16 protein-coding genes and 1 tRNA gene are annotated in these 13,213 nt (G+C 61.8%); 7 read left to right on the forward strand and 10 right to left on the reverse strand.

Translation table 11 applies throughout. The features are described from left to right. Nucleotides 1-508 precede the first annotated feature (508 nt). Nucleotides 509-598 (reverse strand) — tRNA-Ser (locus tag F0184_RS13525). Between the two features lie 389 nt (nucleotides 599-987). Between F0184_RS13525 and F0184_RS13530 the strand changes: the two genes are divergently transcribed. Further along, complete coding sequence (locus F0184_RS13530) at nucleotides 988-1,722, forward strand: substrate-binding periplasmic protein (RefSeq protein ID WP_172972110.1); 735 nt, start codon at nucleotides 988-990, stop codon at nucleotides 1,720-1,722. Between the two features lie 172 nt (nucleotides 1,723-1,894). Here F0184_RS13530 and F0184_RS13535 read toward each other — a convergent pair whose 3' ends face one another. Next, nucleotides 1,895-2,164, reverse strand: a complete 270-nt coding sequence (locus tag F0184_RS13535) for a hypothetical protein (protein WP_172972111.1) — start codon at nucleotides 2,162-2,164, stop codon at nucleotides 1,895-1,897. 215 nt (nucleotides 2,165-2,379) lie between these two features. Beyond that, nucleotides 2,380-2,586, reverse strand: coding sequence for a hypothetical protein (locus F0184_RS13540; RefSeq protein ID WP_150496743.1), 207 nt, complete (start codon nucleotides 2,584-2,586; stop codon nucleotides 2,380-2,382). 49 nt (nucleotides 2,587-2,635) lie between these two features. Between F0184_RS13540 and F0184_RS13545 the strand changes: the two genes are divergently transcribed. Continuing rightward, nucleotides 2,636-3,055 (forward strand): DUF2147 domain-containing protein, encoded by a 420-nt coding sequence (locus F0184_RS13545; protein ID WP_150496744.1) that lies wholly within the window; start codon nucleotides 2,636-2,638, stop codon nucleotides 3,053-3,055. A 135-nt stretch (nucleotides 3,056-3,190) separates the two neighbouring features. Then, a complete protein-coding gene (locus tag F0184_RS13550) occupies nucleotides 3,191-3,661 on the forward strand; it encodes a DUF2147 domain-containing protein (RefSeq protein ID WP_150496745.1) in 471 nt (156 codons plus the stop codon). Nucleotides 3,662-3,715: 54 nt separating this feature from the next. On the opposite strand, the gene F0184_RS13555 is transcribed toward F0184_RS13550, so the two are convergent. The 3 genes from F0184_RS13555 to gatB form a co-directional block, all read right to left on the reverse strand. Beyond that, nucleotides 3,716-4,399 (reverse strand): glutathione S-transferase N-terminal domain-containing protein, encoded by a 684-nt coding sequence (locus tag F0184_RS13555; protein WP_150496746.1) that lies wholly within the window; start codon nucleotides 4,397-4,399, stop codon nucleotides 3,716-3,718. A gap of 132 nt (nucleotides 4,400-4,531) precedes the next feature. Continuing rightward, complete coding sequence (locus tag F0184_RS13560) at nucleotides 4,532-4,996, reverse strand: GNAT family N-acetyltransferase (RefSeq protein WP_150496747.1); 465 nt, start codon at nucleotides 4,994-4,996, stop codon at nucleotides 4,532-4,534. A 113-nt stretch (nucleotides 4,997-5,109) separates the two neighbouring features. Further along, nucleotides 5,110-6,591, reverse strand: a complete 1,482-nt coding sequence (gatB, locus tag F0184_RS13565; protein ID WP_150496748.1) for an Asp-tRNA(Asn)/Glu-tRNA(Gln) amidotransferase subunit GatB — start codon at nucleotides 6,589-6,591, stop codon at nucleotides 5,110-5,112. A gap of 172 nt (nucleotides 6,592-6,763) precedes the next feature. Between gatB and F0184_RS13570 the strand changes: the two genes are divergently transcribed. Further along, nucleotides 6,764-7,063 carry a hypothetical protein gene (locus tag F0184_RS13570; protein ID WP_150496749.1) on the forward strand — a complete coding sequence of 100 codons (300 nt, stop codon included), beginning with the start codon at nucleotides 6,764-6,766 and terminating at the stop codon, nucleotides 7,061-7,063. 85 nt (nucleotides 7,064-7,148) lie between these two features. On the opposite strand, the gene F0184_RS13575 is transcribed toward F0184_RS13570, so the two are convergent. Both F0184_RS13575 and fliK read right to left on the reverse strand, forming a co-directional pair. Next, nucleotides 7,149-7,448: an EscU/YscU/HrcU family type III secretion system export apparatus switch protein gene (locus F0184_RS13575; protein ID WP_150496750.1), complete on the reverse strand. Its 300-nt coding sequence runs from the start codon at nucleotides 7,446-7,448 to the stop codon at nucleotides 7,149-7,151. After that, on the reverse strand, nucleotides 7,445-8,593 hold the full coding sequence (gene fliK / locus F0184_RS20570; protein ID WP_172972112.1) for a flagellar hook-length control protein FliK: 1,149 nt from the start codon (nucleotides 8,591-8,593) through the stop codon (nucleotides 7,445-7,447). Before fliK ends, F0184_RS13575 begins: the two co-directional genes overlap by 4 nt. 1,663 nt (nucleotides 8,594-10,256) lie before the next feature. Here fliK and F0184_RS13585 point away from each other — a divergent pair. After that, nucleotides 10,257-10,529: a DUF6455 family protein gene (locus tag F0184_RS13585; protein WP_150496752.1), complete on the forward strand. Its 273-nt coding sequence runs from the start codon at nucleotides 10,257-10,259 to the stop codon at nucleotides 10,527-10,529. A gap of 234 nt (nucleotides 10,530-10,763) precedes the next feature. Here the strand turns inward: F0184_RS13585 and F0184_RS13590 are convergent, their stop codons facing one another. Continuing rightward, nucleotides 10,764-11,060 (reverse strand): phosphatidylglycerophosphatase, encoded by a 297-nt coding sequence (locus tag F0184_RS13590; protein WP_150496753.1) that lies wholly within the window; start codon nucleotides 11,058-11,060, stop codon nucleotides 10,764-10,766. A gap of 120 nt (nucleotides 11,061-11,180) precedes the next feature. On the opposite strand from F0184_RS13590, the gene F0184_RS13595 reads away from it, so the two are divergent. Both F0184_RS13595 and F0184_RS13600 read left to right on the forward strand, forming a co-directional pair. Next, nucleotides 11,181-11,414, forward strand: coding sequence for a hypothetical protein (locus F0184_RS13595; RefSeq protein WP_150496754.1), 234 nt, complete (start codon nucleotides 11,181-11,183; stop codon nucleotides 11,412-11,414). A gap of 226 nt (nucleotides 11,415-11,640) precedes the next feature. Then, complete coding sequence (locus F0184_RS13600; protein ID WP_150496755.1) at nucleotides 11,641-11,898, forward strand: YjhX family toxin; 258 nt, start codon at nucleotides 11,641-11,643, stop codon at nucleotides 11,896-11,898. A gap of 173 nt (nucleotides 11,899-12,071) precedes the next feature. Here the strand turns inward: F0184_RS13600 and F0184_RS13605 are convergent, their stop codons facing one another. Next, nucleotides 12,072-13,184 carry an NAD(P)/FAD-dependent oxidoreductase gene (locus F0184_RS13605; protein ID WP_150496756.1) on the reverse strand — a complete coding sequence of 371 codons (1,113 nt, stop codon included), beginning with the start codon at nucleotides 13,182-13,184 and terminating at the stop codon, nucleotides 12,072-12,074. Nucleotides 13,185-13,213 lie beyond the last annotated feature (29 nt).

Raw genomic sequence — 13,213 nt, forward strand, 5'->3', positions numbered from 1 at the left:
CTTCGGCTGAAATTGCGCTGGCGACTTCCGGCCGCAGCTTTGTGTGGATTTGTTCTGTCCTGGGTGACCTTGGACGACCGAGTTTTTCCATAGTTAAGCCTCTGTATTTGCTTCATTTTATGGCTCTTATTGTACCATAAAAGCACGCAAAAACCTAAGCTTTTGGGCGGTGCAAGGGTGGATAAACTAGACACGTACTCTCGCAAAGCTGACCAAACCTTCACCGGGCTGAGTTAACACGGCTGGAGCGCGACGAACAGATTGCGCGGTGGGTGGAGTTGACTGAGGTTAAGGGGGTTTTTTCGCAAGTTGCGAAAAAACCCCTAGGCGGCAGACCTGAAAGCGGCGCAAGTTGCGCCAGTTTCTAAAGGTGGTCGCGGGAATGAAGGCGGCATCCGTGCGGCATCGCGGGAGCAAACCACGCCTTCTCCGGTTGGCGGGTAGGTGGGCGACAAATCAGCCCGAAATGTCTTAAGTTACTGTTTTTATTGAGAAATTTTATGTGGGGTGGCGGAGAGGAAGGGATTCGAACCCTCGAGACCCTTCCGGGCCTACTCCCTTAGCAGGGGAGCGCCTTCGACCACTCGGCCACCTCTCCGGTCCGTCCCGTTTAGTGGCCCGCTCTTTCCAGATCAAGGGCTTTTTCGGACCCTGTGGAGATTTTCAGGCCCGCGCCCGGCGGAACCGCCAGCGCATGGCGGCCCGCCGCGCCTCTTAGCGCCCCCATGTTGGCGCGGCCCGGCGGTGCCGGCCATGACCGGGGCGAAGGCGCGCCGGAACAGCCTCCCTCCCCTCCAGGGGCAACACGGTTGAGAGCGCGCGGTGTCCGTTCAGCCCTGCGCACCGGGCAAACAGGGATCTACCGGGAGATTGCGTAGTGATGTAAGCTTCGCCGATGGCCTGAGAGCCGCCCGGGGTCCGCCGCGCCCTGGCGGTTCTTGGCGGTTCTTGGCAATGAGGCTTGGTCGGCGCGGGAGGTCCACGGTCATGCGCATTCTGCTTGCTGCCTTGCTGTGCTGCTTGAGCGGGCTGCCAGCGCAGGCCCAGGCCTTGAAGGTCGTCACCGAAAACTTCGCCCCCTACAACTATGAGGAGGGCGGCATCCCCAAGGGCCTGTCAACCGAGGTGGTCCAGGCGGCGCTGGAAGCGGCCGGGATCGAGGCGCAGATTGAGTTTTATCCCTGGGCGCGCAGTTATCTGCTGGCGCAAACCCAGAAGAACACCCTCATCTATTCGATCGCCCGCATCCCCGAACGTGAGCACCTTTTCAAATGGGTTGGACATATCGCGCCCTACCGGACCTCGCTCTTCAAGCTGTCCGGGCGCGACGATGTTTCAGTGACCGCGCTTGAGGACGCGAAAGCCTACAGCGTCGGCGTCACGATCAACGATGTTTCCTATCAATACCTGATGGGACAGGGGTTTCCGAACGTCGTTGTCGCCGAGACGGACCTTTTGAACGTCCGCAAGCTCGCCCTTGCGCGATTGGATCTGGCCGCCTTTGATGAAGCGCAATTGCTGGAAAACATGCGACTGGAAGCCATGACCACGGACCTGTTCACCATGGTTCACCGGATCGAGGCCCTGAGCGGCCATCTTTACATGGCCCTTCAAAAGGACTCCGATCCCGACCTCTTGCACCGGATCCGCAAGGGGCTGGAGGCCATCAAGTCGAACGGCACCTATGCGCGCATTCTTGACCGGTATCAGATGGCGCCGTGACGCCGGGCCTGCGCAGTGTCAGCGCCGCGCGATCAAATCGGCTGAAAATCCCCGGGCCGCTTGTGCCTGCGCCTGCCAGCACGCGCCAACCTCTTGCCGGCGCTCCCGCACACCCCGTGCGGTCCAACGGCGGCAGTGGCAGCTGCAGCGGCGATGCGGCGGGGGGCGGTGATTACTGCATCGCCAGCCATTCCCGCGCCGCGCGCTGCGCCTCCGCCACCTCGGCGGCCGTCATCTCGACGGAAATTTCCTTGCGGTACTGCGCCGCGTCCCTGTTGCCTTTCAACGCGGCAATATTGAACCACTTGTGCGCGGTGACGAGATCGGTGACGCCGTTGCGCCCGCAGGCGCTGTCAAGTCCCATCTGAAACAGGACATCGGCACCGGCCGACTGCCCACCCAGAACCGCCACATCGGCGGAGTATACGTCAAAACGAGCCATGATGGTCTCCCTTGTTCCCTGCCGTTGCCGGCATCCCCGAAACGCGGCACGTTCCGGCTCCCCTGCCGGTTTCCCCTGCGTTTCCTGGGACTGATCTTGGGAGACGGCCATAAAAGGCCCGTTAAAAACTACAATTAACACAAATCAAACAAAGACTTTCCTATTCGTAAAATTTACTCCGCACTAACGATAGGGTTGCGATTCCGCCAAGCTATTCAGCGCATTTTGAATTGAAAACAACAAGTTAAGGTAAGGTTCTGTTCACCACGCGGACCATTTTGCCGATCGGCAGCCGCGTTTTTCCCGCCAGCCTTCACCGGTTCCGGTTCGCCTTGCACGGGCAAAAACCGGCGAAAGTCATCAAAAACAGCAAGGGTGACGTTGGGAGACGGCTTTTCACAGGCCTGCGGCCCCGCATACATTCCCTTTTCGTAAACGGCACCATCGCCGTTTCACGGGAGGAGGAACAACATGATCAAGACACATCTGGCCGCGCTCGCCGGCGCCGGCTTCCTGGCGCTGACCGGCACGGCCGTCCTTGCGCAGGATGCCAAGGGCGAATGGGTGCGCCCGAACGGCGCCTCGAAAATTCAGATCACCTCGTGCGGAAACGCCCTCTGCGGCAAGCTTGTGTGGCTGAAGGACCCGCGCAACGACACAAAAAACCCGGATTCCAGCAAACGCGGCCAGCCGCTCCTTGGGACCCAGATCGTCCAGTCCATGAATCCAACCGGCAAGGCAGGCCAGTGGAAGGGCAAAGTCTACAATGCAGAGGACGGCAAGACCTACACGGGTCTCATGCAAATGATCTCGGCAAACGAGCTCAAGCTGGAAGGCTGCGTCATGGGCGGTCTCATTCGCAAGGGCGAAACCTGGACGCGGACGCGCTAGGTCAGCTATGGACGTTTCCGGCAAAAAACCCGATGCCCTTGGCTGAACATCAGGTTCATCAGCGGTTCAGGTCACCCGCCTAAAGTGAGGTCACTGGCGCTCCCCGCCACCGATGTGACCTTGATACGGTGACCCATGACACGCAATACGCCAAATCGCCGCCCTGCCCCCGCCTTCCGGCCGGGGTGGGGTGTTCTCTGTGGCCTTGGCCTTTCAGTTGCCCTTGCGATGCCTGCGCGCGCAGATCCGGTTGAGGGCGATTGGCTGACCCCGGCCGGTGCAACCGTCCGGATCCAGAATTGCGGCGCATCGCCCTGCGGCAAGCTTGTCGACTTCCCCCCGCTCCCCGGCAACACGGTGGAGACGCAGCGAGACGAGCGGCACCGCGATGCCAGCAAACGATCGCGCAAGTTGAAAGATCTCACCGTGGTGTGGAACATGCGCCGGGATCAAACCCGCTGGCGGGCCCGCGTCTACGACCCGCGCCGCGGTTTCAGCGCCAACGCAACGATGACGCCGGTAGGTCAAAACCAGATGAAGGTGCGCGGCTGCGTGCGCGTTGTCTTTAATGTGTGCGAAGAAGAGACCTGGCGGCGCAAGAAGTGAAACGCCGCCGCTGGGCACACGCGATTACGTTGATTTTTGGTTGCACAGCACGGACTAGGCATCCTTATCGCTCGCCATTGCAAACTTTTCATCTTCCTTCCGGCCGAGCGCAAGGCCCTTTTGGACGCCGGGGCGTGCATCAAGACGGGCCTTCCAGGCCTTCACGTTTGGGAACTCGTCGAGGTCGATGCCCTGCCGTTCCCAGCGCTGCGCCCAGCCAATGATCGCCATATCCGCAATCGTGTATTCGCCGGCCGCCACATAGTCCCGTCCCTCCAGCCGCCGGTTTAAAACGCCGTAGAGCCGGTGCGTCTCGTTGAAGTAGCGGTTCATGGCGTATTCGATCTTTTCCGGGGCATAGAGGCGGAAGTGGTGATTTTGTCCCAGCATCGGGCCAAACCCGCCCATTTGCCACATCAGCCACTCTTCAGTTTCCACCCGGGCGCGCTCATCCCTCGGATAGAAACGGCCGAATTTCCGACCGAGATATTGCAGGATCGCGCCGGACTCGAACACGGTAATCGGCTCGCCGCCCGGCCCCTCCGGATCGATGATCGCGGGCATGCGATTGTTGGGCGAGATTTTCAAGAACTCCGGATCGAACTGATCGCCTTTGCCGATATCGATGAAAGTCACCTCATAGGGGATGCCGAGTTCTTCCAGCATGACGGAGATCTTCCAGCCATTGGGCGTCGGCCAGAAATAAAGGGCGATGGGCTTTTCCTGGACAACAGACATGGGGGGCTCCTGCGAGTGATATGATTGGCTTGACGCTAATTATCTTTCGCAAGACTTGCAATTCACCGGAGAAAGGCCGTCCAGTTCCAGAAAGTCCATCTCGGCACCACTCCGCACACCTTTGAAGGCCACTCACATCAGCATCTTCTTGTAGCCCAGATGGCTTTGGTCATACCCGAGACGCTGATAGAAGACATGGGAGCCTTGGCGTTCCTTGTTGGACGTCAGCTGGACAAGACAGGCATTGGCCGCCCGGGCCAATTCTTCGGCATGCTCCATCATCAGCCGGCCGACGCCCTTGCCCTGCTGATCACCGCGCACATGCACGCTCTCCAGTTCAACCCTTGGGCGGCCCCGAAACGCCAGTCCTTTCAGAAAATGGATCTGATAGGTGCCGACCACGGCGCCGGTCTCGTCGAGAGCCACATAGATATCCATTTCCGGCGCCGCCAGCATGGCGTCAAAGGCTGGTTTATAATCCCGCCAGTTGGCAAACTCTTTGTCCGTCCGCACCGCCGTCGCGCCGGCATTGATGATCGCCACGAGGGCCTCGAGATGGTGAGACGCGGCCTTGGTGATCGTGATGTGGGAAGACATAGCGCGCCTTAGCCTATGGAACGGAACAAACGGGTTTCAAAGGATGGGCCGCCTGACCGAAAAAAGGCGTCCGATTTTCACCGAACGCCCCAATCCTGACCAGCGTGTAAGCGTCACTCCAACCCGATCTTTTGCTTCAACAGATCGTTGACGGCCTGCGGGTTCGCCTTGCCCTGGGACTGCTTCATCACCTGGCCGACGAACCAGCCGAGAAGGCCGGGCTTGGTCTTGGCCTGCTCCACCTTTTCCGGGTTGGCAGCGATGATGTCATCGACAATCGCTTCAATCGCCCCCAGATCCGTGACCTGTTTCATGCCGCGATCTTCGACGATCTGCGCCGGGTCCCCGCCCTCGGTCCAGACGATCTCGAAAAGGTCCTTGGCGATCTTGCCGGAGATGGTGTCGGACTTGATGAGGTCGATGATGCCGCCGAGCTGGGCGGCGGAGACCGGGCTGGTCTCCAGCGTCAGGCCTTCCTTGTTGAGGCGGCCGAACAGCTCGTTGATGACCCAGTTGGCGGCCAGCTTGGCATCGCGGCCCTTGGCAACATTCTCGAAGAAGTCGGCCGACTCACGTTCGGCGACCAGAACGTCCGCGTCATAGTCCGTCAGCCCATAGTCGGTGATAAAACGGGCCTTCTTGTCGTCGGGCAGTTCGGGCAGATGCGCGGCCAGTTCGTCGACATAGCCTTGGGTGAATTCCAGCGGCAGCAGGTCCGGGTCCGGGAAATAGCGGTAGTCGTGCGCTTCTTCCTTGGACCGCATGGACCGCGTTTCGCCTTTCACGGCGTCGAACAAACGGGTTTCCTGATCGATGGAGCCACCATCTTCGAGGATCGCCACCTGGCGGCGCGCTTCATACTCGATGGCCTGACCGACAAAGCGGATGGAGTTCACGTTCTTGATCTCGCAGCGCGTGCCGAAGCCCTCTCCCGGACGGCGCACGGACACGTTCACGTCCGCGCGCATTGAGCCCTGATCCATGTTGCCGTCACACGTGCCGAGATAGCGCAGGATCGTGCGCAGCTTGGTGAGATACGCCTTGGCCTCGTCAGCGGAGCGCAGATCCGGCTTGGACACGATTTCCATCAGCGCAACGCCCGAGCGGTTGAGATCCACGAACGACATCGTCGGGTGCTGATCGTGCAGCGATTTGCCCGCGTCCTGTTCCAGATGCAGGCGCTCGACCCCGACTTCAACTTTCTCCTCCGGCATTTCCAAAAGGATCTTGCCTTCGCCGACAATCGGCTGCTTGAACTGGGAGATCTGATAGCCCTGCGGCAGATCCGGGTAAAAGTAGTTCTTGCGGTCGAACACGCTCTTCAGATTGATCTGTGCCTTCAGGCCGAGGCCGGTGCGGATCGCCTGGCGCACGCACTCCTCGTTGATCACCGGCAGCATGCCGGGCATGGCCGCGTCAACCAGCGACACATTCGCATTCGGATCCTTTCCGAACTGGGTCGATGCGCCGGAAAACAGTTTGGCCTCGGACGTCACCTGGGCATGGACCTCCATCCCAATCACGATTTCCCAGTCGCCGGTCGCGCCCTTGATGAATTTCTTGGGATCGGGTGTGCGGGCCTCGACAATCGTCATTTTCGTCTTCTGTCCTGTGTGCTTGCAAACCGCACCGGCGGAAAACCGCTTGGAGGAAGGGGCCGGGGCGGCATAATTCACTGGGTGTGATGCCTAGTCGGGAATGCCCGCGCCCGCAAGAGTTTCGTTACACCACCTCGCTTTTTGCCCACACGGGCAAGATGCTGAGTTGATGAACGTCTTAACACGCTATAGAGGAATCCAAGGAGAATACATCAAACTGGTTGAACACCTGCACATGGGCGAAGCAGAAAAAGAGAAAATCAAACTGACGGCCAGCTGGCTCAACATCATGGCCGCAGGGATTATGGTGACAGGTGTAATTGTGCCGGGCCTCAATGCATTTTATGCCCTGGACGGCGCGGCCACCCCGGCAACGTGGCGGGTCCTCACCGGCAGCCTGATTTTGATTTTTGCAAGTTTCGGCTTACATTATGGCGCAAGACTGGTGATGGAGCGTTTGTCATTATGACCGTGAATGACCTGATCATTTTGCTGTGGCCCCTCTTCGCCGTGGCCCTGGCCGGCGGAGCTGCCTGGTTCTTTGTCAAATACACCTAATCTGCGTCACGGGGGTTTTCCGGGGGATGCTGGGCCTTTCCGGTGCGCAGAATGAACCCGATCAGCACAGCGACGGCCTGATAGAGCTCGGTCGGAATTTCTTCGTCGATTTCGATCTGGGACAGCGCCTCGGCCATCATGGGATTGTGTTCGATCGGCACCCCCGCCTCTCGCGCCACCTCCTCGATCCGCTGCGCAACCGAACCGGCCCCCTTTGCCGTCACCCTGGGTGCGCCCACGCTGTCATATTGGAGGGCGACCGCTCTTTTGGGCGGCTTCTTCGGAGCCCGGGTCATGAGCGGCGATCCACCTGAGGACCATAGTCGGCGCGGGTCTTTTGCGGCAGACCACGCAACAACCGGAGTTCCTGCAAATCAAGGCCAGCATCGGCGAAGGCCGCTTCCAGCGTCTCCCGCTGTCCGGCCAGGCTTGCATAGGTCTCCGCCCGGTCCAGCCAGAGGCTGACAAATGTGCTCCCCCCGCGCAGACTGACGGCCGCCTCAACCGCTCCGGTCGCGGCCAGATCGAGGCCAAACCGGAGCCGCCACGCGCCCTCCCCCTCGCCCTTACTGCTGTTTGGGTCGCGATCACGGCCCACCTGCATTTGCAACACACCGTTTTCCTGTCCAAGCGTGATCGGCAGTTCCAAGACGACATCCATGGGCTTTGACGCCCCAGAGGTCACACTCTCGTCCGCCATCATGCCCCGGCTTGCCATCTGGGTAAGGCGCAGGCGCGCCAACGCGCTGTCCGTGTCCTTCAATAGCCGCGAGAGCATTTCCGGCTCATCCAGATCGGCCGCCGCCGCCGTGTTCAGCGCGGGCCGTTGCCCTTTTGGGAACCCCGCCGTGCTCGGCAAGGGCGGCTGGGTCAGGGGCTTGTGGGCAGACGGTTCCACGCCCATCTCGCGCAACAGGCCCTTCAACTGGATCAGCAGGGACTTGAGATCCCCGAGCCCCTGAGGGAGCGGCTGTCCCGCTTGCGCCCCTCCGCCGGGCGGCAGGGATTGCGCGCCCCCTTTCGCGAGGTTTTGTGTCAGCCGTTTCACCTGCGTTTCGCGAAAAACACCCGACTGCTGCACGGCCTTTTGAATGGTTTCGCCGGTCACGTCACCATCGGAGGAAACCTGAAGCCCGAGAAGCTGCTGAACAATTCTTTGCACCGGCTCGGGCACCTTCGACATGCCCAGCGCCGAGCGGTTGTTGAGTGCCGTCAGTTGCGAAAAGACGCCCGCATAGCTGATCTGCTGATCGGCCAGTCTTGGCCTGACCGTTTCGGCTGCCGCCAATTGGGACGCGGACAGGGGTGGCGGCGGAGATTTCAGCACCCCGCTCTGAGGCGTGGCTGCGCTCTGGACCGGTGATGTAGCGGACACTGGCTGAAGCCGGACACTGGCTGCCGCCCCGGGTGCGACAGCCGGTCTTGCGGTTGCAGGAGGCATGGCCGTGGCGCCGGCTGATGGCGGCGAAGCACCGGCTCCGGCGGCAGGGGCCAGCCCGGACGGCCCGGACGTGATCCCGGAACTGGTCGCGGAGGTTGTCGCGACCGGGGGCGAAGATGGGGAGACGTTCGCTGGCATGGGCGCGGCTGCACCCCCGCCACCTTGGGCCGGAAGCACCGGAGAAGCCGCGATTTGGGGCGTGGGGATCCCGGAAGCTGGAGAGGGCGCAGGTCCGCGCGGGATCGTGGCCGCAGGCGGAGAGGACGCGGACGCATTGGCGGGACCGGTCTGGACTGATCCGGCCTGTGTTTGCCCGGACGGGTTGGCCGGTGATGAAGGGAGCACGGGGGCAGATGGTCCCGGCCGGCCGGCAACCGGTTGCGGAAGCGGCCCGGCCGTTGCGGATCCGGTCCCTCCCTGTGGGCGAGGACCTAGCTCCGCCTGCCCTCCGGAAATACCGGCTTGCACGCCCCCCTGGGCTTGGGACACTCCCGCTTGGATGGCGGAGGCCGATACGACAGCGGCCGACGGCAAAGGCCCAGCCCCGGCTGCTACGCCCGGCCCCGGCGCCCGCAGGCTTGCGCCGGGAACACCAGCATCACCTTGGGTTGAGGCGGGCGCGCCAGAACCGGAAACGGACGCCGGAATGGAGGGCACTCCGGGTGCGGACGGGAGGCTTTGCGGGGCAGCTCCACCGCCCGGGGCCGGACCGGTTGCCACCACAGCCGGTGCAGCCGGCGGCGCTGATCCGGCTTGCCCCGCTGATCCGGGCTGAGATGGTGCCTGTCCTCTTGCGCCGACTGCCGGAAGCGGCTGTTCGCCGCCGCCGGCCAATGTTTGAACCGCGGCCCCGGAACCTCCGGCCGGACTTGCAACCGGGCCGGCTACCGGACTTCCAACCGGGCCTGTCACCGGACCCGGTGGCGAAACACGGGTTTGCAAGGGACTTTGCGCATCCGGCTGCGAAATCAACTGCGCGACCTGGACACTTTGCGCGGCCGGAAGGCGTGGCAGGGGAACCTGGCTGTTTCCCGCGGCCGCCGTTCCCGCTGTTTGCACGCCACCGGCCGGTACGGCGGGACCAAACGGGGGCGTCTGACCGGTTTGGGAAGGCACAGCGCCGGCGGGGTGTGGAGCAGCCGGTTGCGCGTCTGATCGGACGGGAACAAGCTGGATTTGCGGGCGGGCGGCCTCCCCGGTGACCTTGACGACAATGCGCGTACCCGGCTCCAGCGGCGCGCTTGCGCGCACCTCAACGTCACCAGCCGGGGTCGAAAGCCGGAGAACATTGTTTCCCGACACCTGTTCGACGCGCGCGGGCATTTCCATCCCCGGCTTGAGCGGAAATGGAGCCGTGGTGTCCGCCGATTGCGGCGAGGTCTGCACCGCGGGGATCGATGTGACCATGAGCCTGCCTCCAGGGCCTGTCCAAAACCGGTCCGGCCGGTCGATCTCCAGCCTACCGGTCAACCGGTTAAGACGCCATCCACAAGCGACGGGTTTGAAGAAACGCCGATTGATGAGGATCAAGGCGCGAAAGAGCTTGCGGGCGCAAGGTCCGGCATGAACAGGGGATCATATTGGCCTTGCCGATGGATCCACCCCAGGCGGGGCGCTTGCCTCGCGCGTGAGGATCGCCCTCAGCGACACGGAGACATGGCCAATGCGCTGGATGGACAGAATGAATGAACGCGCCGAACTGATGGGCCGGATGCTGAAAACCATCGGTGCGACCGATCACATTCCGAGCTATCTGAGCACCGGGATGGAACTGCGGGCCGCCTCGCAGCGCTGCCTGCAATGTTCTTGTTCCGACGAGTGCAAGGACTGGCTTTCCACGCATGACGAGGGTGCCGACAAGCCAATGCCAAGCTGCCCGAACGCCGACCTGTTCCAAAGCTGGCTGGACGACATTCAGGTGCAAAAGAGCGGCTAGAACAATTCCCTATGAGGTTGAAGCGGCACGCTCCGATCTGACCGGGAAAGGACTTCTTTCTATTTCGGACTGTTAGATCATATTTTCCGGGTTGGTTCGATCGCGGCCCGGTCCGATCATCTCAGGAAATGCTCCATGCCTGAGGAGCAGCGCGGCGGATTGCGCGCACCAGCCAGACCGGATCGAACCTGCATTGCAGCGCGCGTTTTGGGCGTTTCGAAAGCGCCTCATTCACTAAGCCATGCGGCGGCGCATCAGCATCACAATCGCGCAAACAACCGCGCCGCTGGCAAAGCGGAACGGGAACATGGCAAGCGCACCCGCATCCTGATCGATTGGCTGCGGCAAGCCGGTAAAGCTCCAGGCGGTTTCGGCCATGAGCGAGAGAGCCGCGGCGGCAAACCCGGCGATCCAGATTTTGGCGGCCTGGTCCGCCTTCCAGCCGAGAGCGAGGCCGATCAGGATCGCGAGCGGATTCAACAGGCCGGAAAGGGTGAGCAGATCCACCCATGTGTCAGACAATCCAAACATGGGCTGTGCTTAGCAACGAACGCGGCTGAGTGCGAGCCCCATTTTTGGATCTGCGGCAATTCCGCTCCGGTCCTGCTCGGACTTTTGCGATTTTCGCCAAAAGCGCGCTACATAAGCCCTATGGAAAAAACACAGACGATTGGCGGTTTGGAGGCAAGCGGCGGGCGGCTTGGTCTGCTGTGCCGGGCGTGCAGCCGCTTCCGCTACATGAATTCGCGGCGCTACAAGCCGGACGAAATCGTGCGCGAGATCGCCAAGACACTGACCTGTGCCCGATGCAGTTCGGAGACCGTCGAGACCTTCGCGGTTCAGCGGGATGAAAAGACCGGATTCTGGCCAGCGGAACATGGCTAAAAAGCCACGGGCCCGGTAGGTATTCGACCTTCCCCTCCGCGCGCATTGCGAACGGGCCAATCCGGTCTTATCTTAAAGGCTGACTGTTTTCGGAGTTTTTATGCACGGGCCGCAAGAGTCCCAATAAAGCCCGGTGAAGTGACACCGGGCTCCGCTTCAAACCGATGACCGCATGCGCAAGGCTGCGGTCAATCGCCTGTTTGCGCGCATAAGAACAGTATTTCCCATGGACATTTCCAAAGCTGAACAGCGGGTGTTGCACCTGCTGGCTCAAGGCGGCCGTATCCGCGTCGAAAAGGACGACCGCGGCCAAATCGAACGGATCGAAACCATAACCCGCGACGGATGGTACTGGTCGGGATGCGACCTGCCGCTCTTCAAGAAGCTGAAGCGCCGCCGGTTCATTTCGTCCAGGAACAGCGGACCCTACCTCATCACCCCACTCGGGTTAAGGCGCGTCCGCTCCCAGCTGGACAACCGGTAAACCAACGGGACAGGCCCCGGATTTCGTCCGGGGCCGCATGCTGAGTGCAAAGTCCCCCCAGCCGCCATTGCGGGCTGCGACCCCGAAACCTCCGCTTCTTCAGCAAAAAAACAGACCACACCCAAAGACCCATCAGATCGTCATCCCGGAAAAGGGGACGCTGCGGAATGCCCTTACAGCGCTTTCCCCAACAGTCCGCGAACATGATCGCCAATCGCGAGAGCCGCGGTAAGGCCCGGGGATTCAATGCCGTAGAGCGCAACCAGGCCGGCACGGCCGTGATCCTCAGGGCCATCGATCCGGAAATCGGCGGCGACAGCGCCTTCCGGTACGATCTTGGGGCGCAGGCCCGCATAGTCGGGAACCAGGGCACCGTCCTTGAGGCCCGGCCAATAGGCGCGGATGGCCGCGTAGAATTTTTCGCCGCGCGCCGGATCCACCGTCAGATCTGCCGTTTTGACCCACTCAACGTCCGGGCCGAATTTCGCCTGGTTTTGAAGATCGAGCGTCAGGTGAATGCCGAGCCCGCCCGGCTCCGGCACCGGATAGATGAGGCGGGAGAACGGCGCCTTGCCCTCCAGCTTGAAGTAGCTGCCTTTCGCCAGATAGGCGGTTGGCGGGTTCGTTCCCCCAATTTGGCCGGCAAGACCCGGCGCCCCATGGCCGGCACTGATGACCAGTTCCCGGCAGGTCACCGAGGCCGCGCCCTGATCGCCCTGCCCGGCCAGATGCACCCGGTAGCCCCCCTCCGGACAGGCGGCAAGGCCGGCGACATCTGTGTTCAGCACCACCTGACCCCCATGGGTTGTGAGATCCCCCTCCAGAGCGAGCATGAACCCGTGGCTGTCGACAATGCCCGTGGAGGGTGACCACAGCGCGCCGGCCACATCCAGTTCCGGCTCCATGGCAAGAGTTTGCGAACGGTCCAGAAATTCCAGATCCGTGACGCCGTTACCGGCCGCCTGATCCTGAATGCCCTTGAGTTTGCCGAGCTGATCCGGGGCACTCGCGACAATCAGCTTGCCGGTGTTCGCGAAGCTCACGCCGCGCTCCTGGCAATAGGCGTAAAGCGCCTGCTTTCCGGCAACGCACAAACGCGCCTTCAAGCTTCCGGCCGGATAATAAATCCCCGCGTGGATCACTTCGCTGTTCCGGCTCGAAGTCTCAGACCCGATCAGGTCATGGCGCTCAAGAACCATGACCTCCCGGCCGGACATCGCCAGCGCCCGGCCGATGGCAAGACCGGCGACACCGGCGCCAATCACGATGGTTTCAATGTCATGCATTTTGCCGCTTGCCCTGTCTTTCGGCCGTC

It is taken from the genome of Roseibium aquae, assembly GCF_008711285.1.
In the GTDB taxonomy this organism is placed as follows: Bacteria; Pseudomonadota; Alphaproteobacteria; order Rhizobiales; family Stappiaceae; genus Roseibium; species Roseibium aquae.

Bases quoted from the DNA above. Each gene is read 5' to 3' on its own strand.
- F0184_RS13530 (WP_172972110.1), top strand. From the start codon at position 988: ATGCGCATTCTGCTTGCTGCCTTGCTGTGCTGCTTGAGCGGGCTGCCA.
- F0184_RS13535 (WP_172972111.1), bottom strand. From the start codon at position 2,164: ATGGCTCGTTTTGACGTATACTCCGCCGATGTGGCGGTTCTGGGTGGG.
- F0184_RS13540 (WP_150496743.1), bottom strand. From the start codon at position 2,586: ATGTATGCGGGGCCGCAGGCCTGTGAAAAGCCGTCTCCCAACGTCACC.
- F0184_RS13545 (WP_150496744.1), top strand. From the start codon at position 2,636: ATGATCAAGACACATCTGGCCGCGCTCGCCGGCGCCGGCTTCCTGGCG.
- F0184_RS13550 (WP_150496745.1), top strand. From the start codon at position 3,191: ATGACACGCAATACGCCAAATCGCCGCCCTGCCCCCGCCTTCCGGCCG.
- F0184_RS13555 (WP_150496746.1), bottom strand. From the start codon at position 4,399: ATGTCTGTTGTCCAGGAAAAGCCCATCGCCCTTTATTTCTGGCCGACG.
- F0184_RS13560 (WP_150496747.1), bottom strand. From the start codon at position 4,996: ATGTCTTCCCACATCACGATCACCAAGGCCGCGTCTCACCATCTCGAG.
- gatB (WP_150496748.1), bottom strand. From the start codon at position 6,591: ATGACGATTGTCGAGGCCCGCACACCCGATCCCAAGAAATTCATCAAG.
- F0184_RS13570 (WP_150496749.1), top strand. From the start codon at position 6,764: ATGAACGTCTTAACACGCTATAGAGGAATCCAAGGAGAATACATCAAA.
- F0184_RS13575 (WP_150496750.1), bottom strand. From the start codon at position 7,448: ATGACCCGGGCTCCGAAGAAGCCGCCCAAAAGAGCGGTCGCCCTCCAA.
- fliK (WP_172972112.1), bottom strand. From the start codon at position 8,593: ATGCCTCCTGCAACCGCAAGACCGGCTGTCGCACCCGGGGCGGCAGCC.
- F0184_RS13585 (WP_150496752.1), top strand. From the start codon at position 10,257: ATGCGCTGGATGGACAGAATGAATGAACGCGCCGAACTGATGGGCCGG.
- F0184_RS13590 (WP_150496753.1), bottom strand. From the start codon at position 11,060: ATGTTTGGATTGTCTGACACATGGGTGGATCTGCTCACCCTTTCCGGC.
- F0184_RS13595 (WP_150496754.1), top strand. From the start codon at position 11,181: ATGGAAAAAACACAGACGATTGGCGGTTTGGAGGCAAGCGGCGGGCGG.
- F0184_RS13600 (WP_150496755.1), top strand. From the start codon at position 11,641: ATGGACATTTCCAAAGCTGAACAGCGGGTGTTGCACCTGCTGGCTCAA.
- F0184_RS13605 (WP_150496756.1), bottom strand. From the start codon at position 13,184: ATGCATGACATTGAAACCATCGTGATTGGCGCCGGTGTCGCCGGTCTT.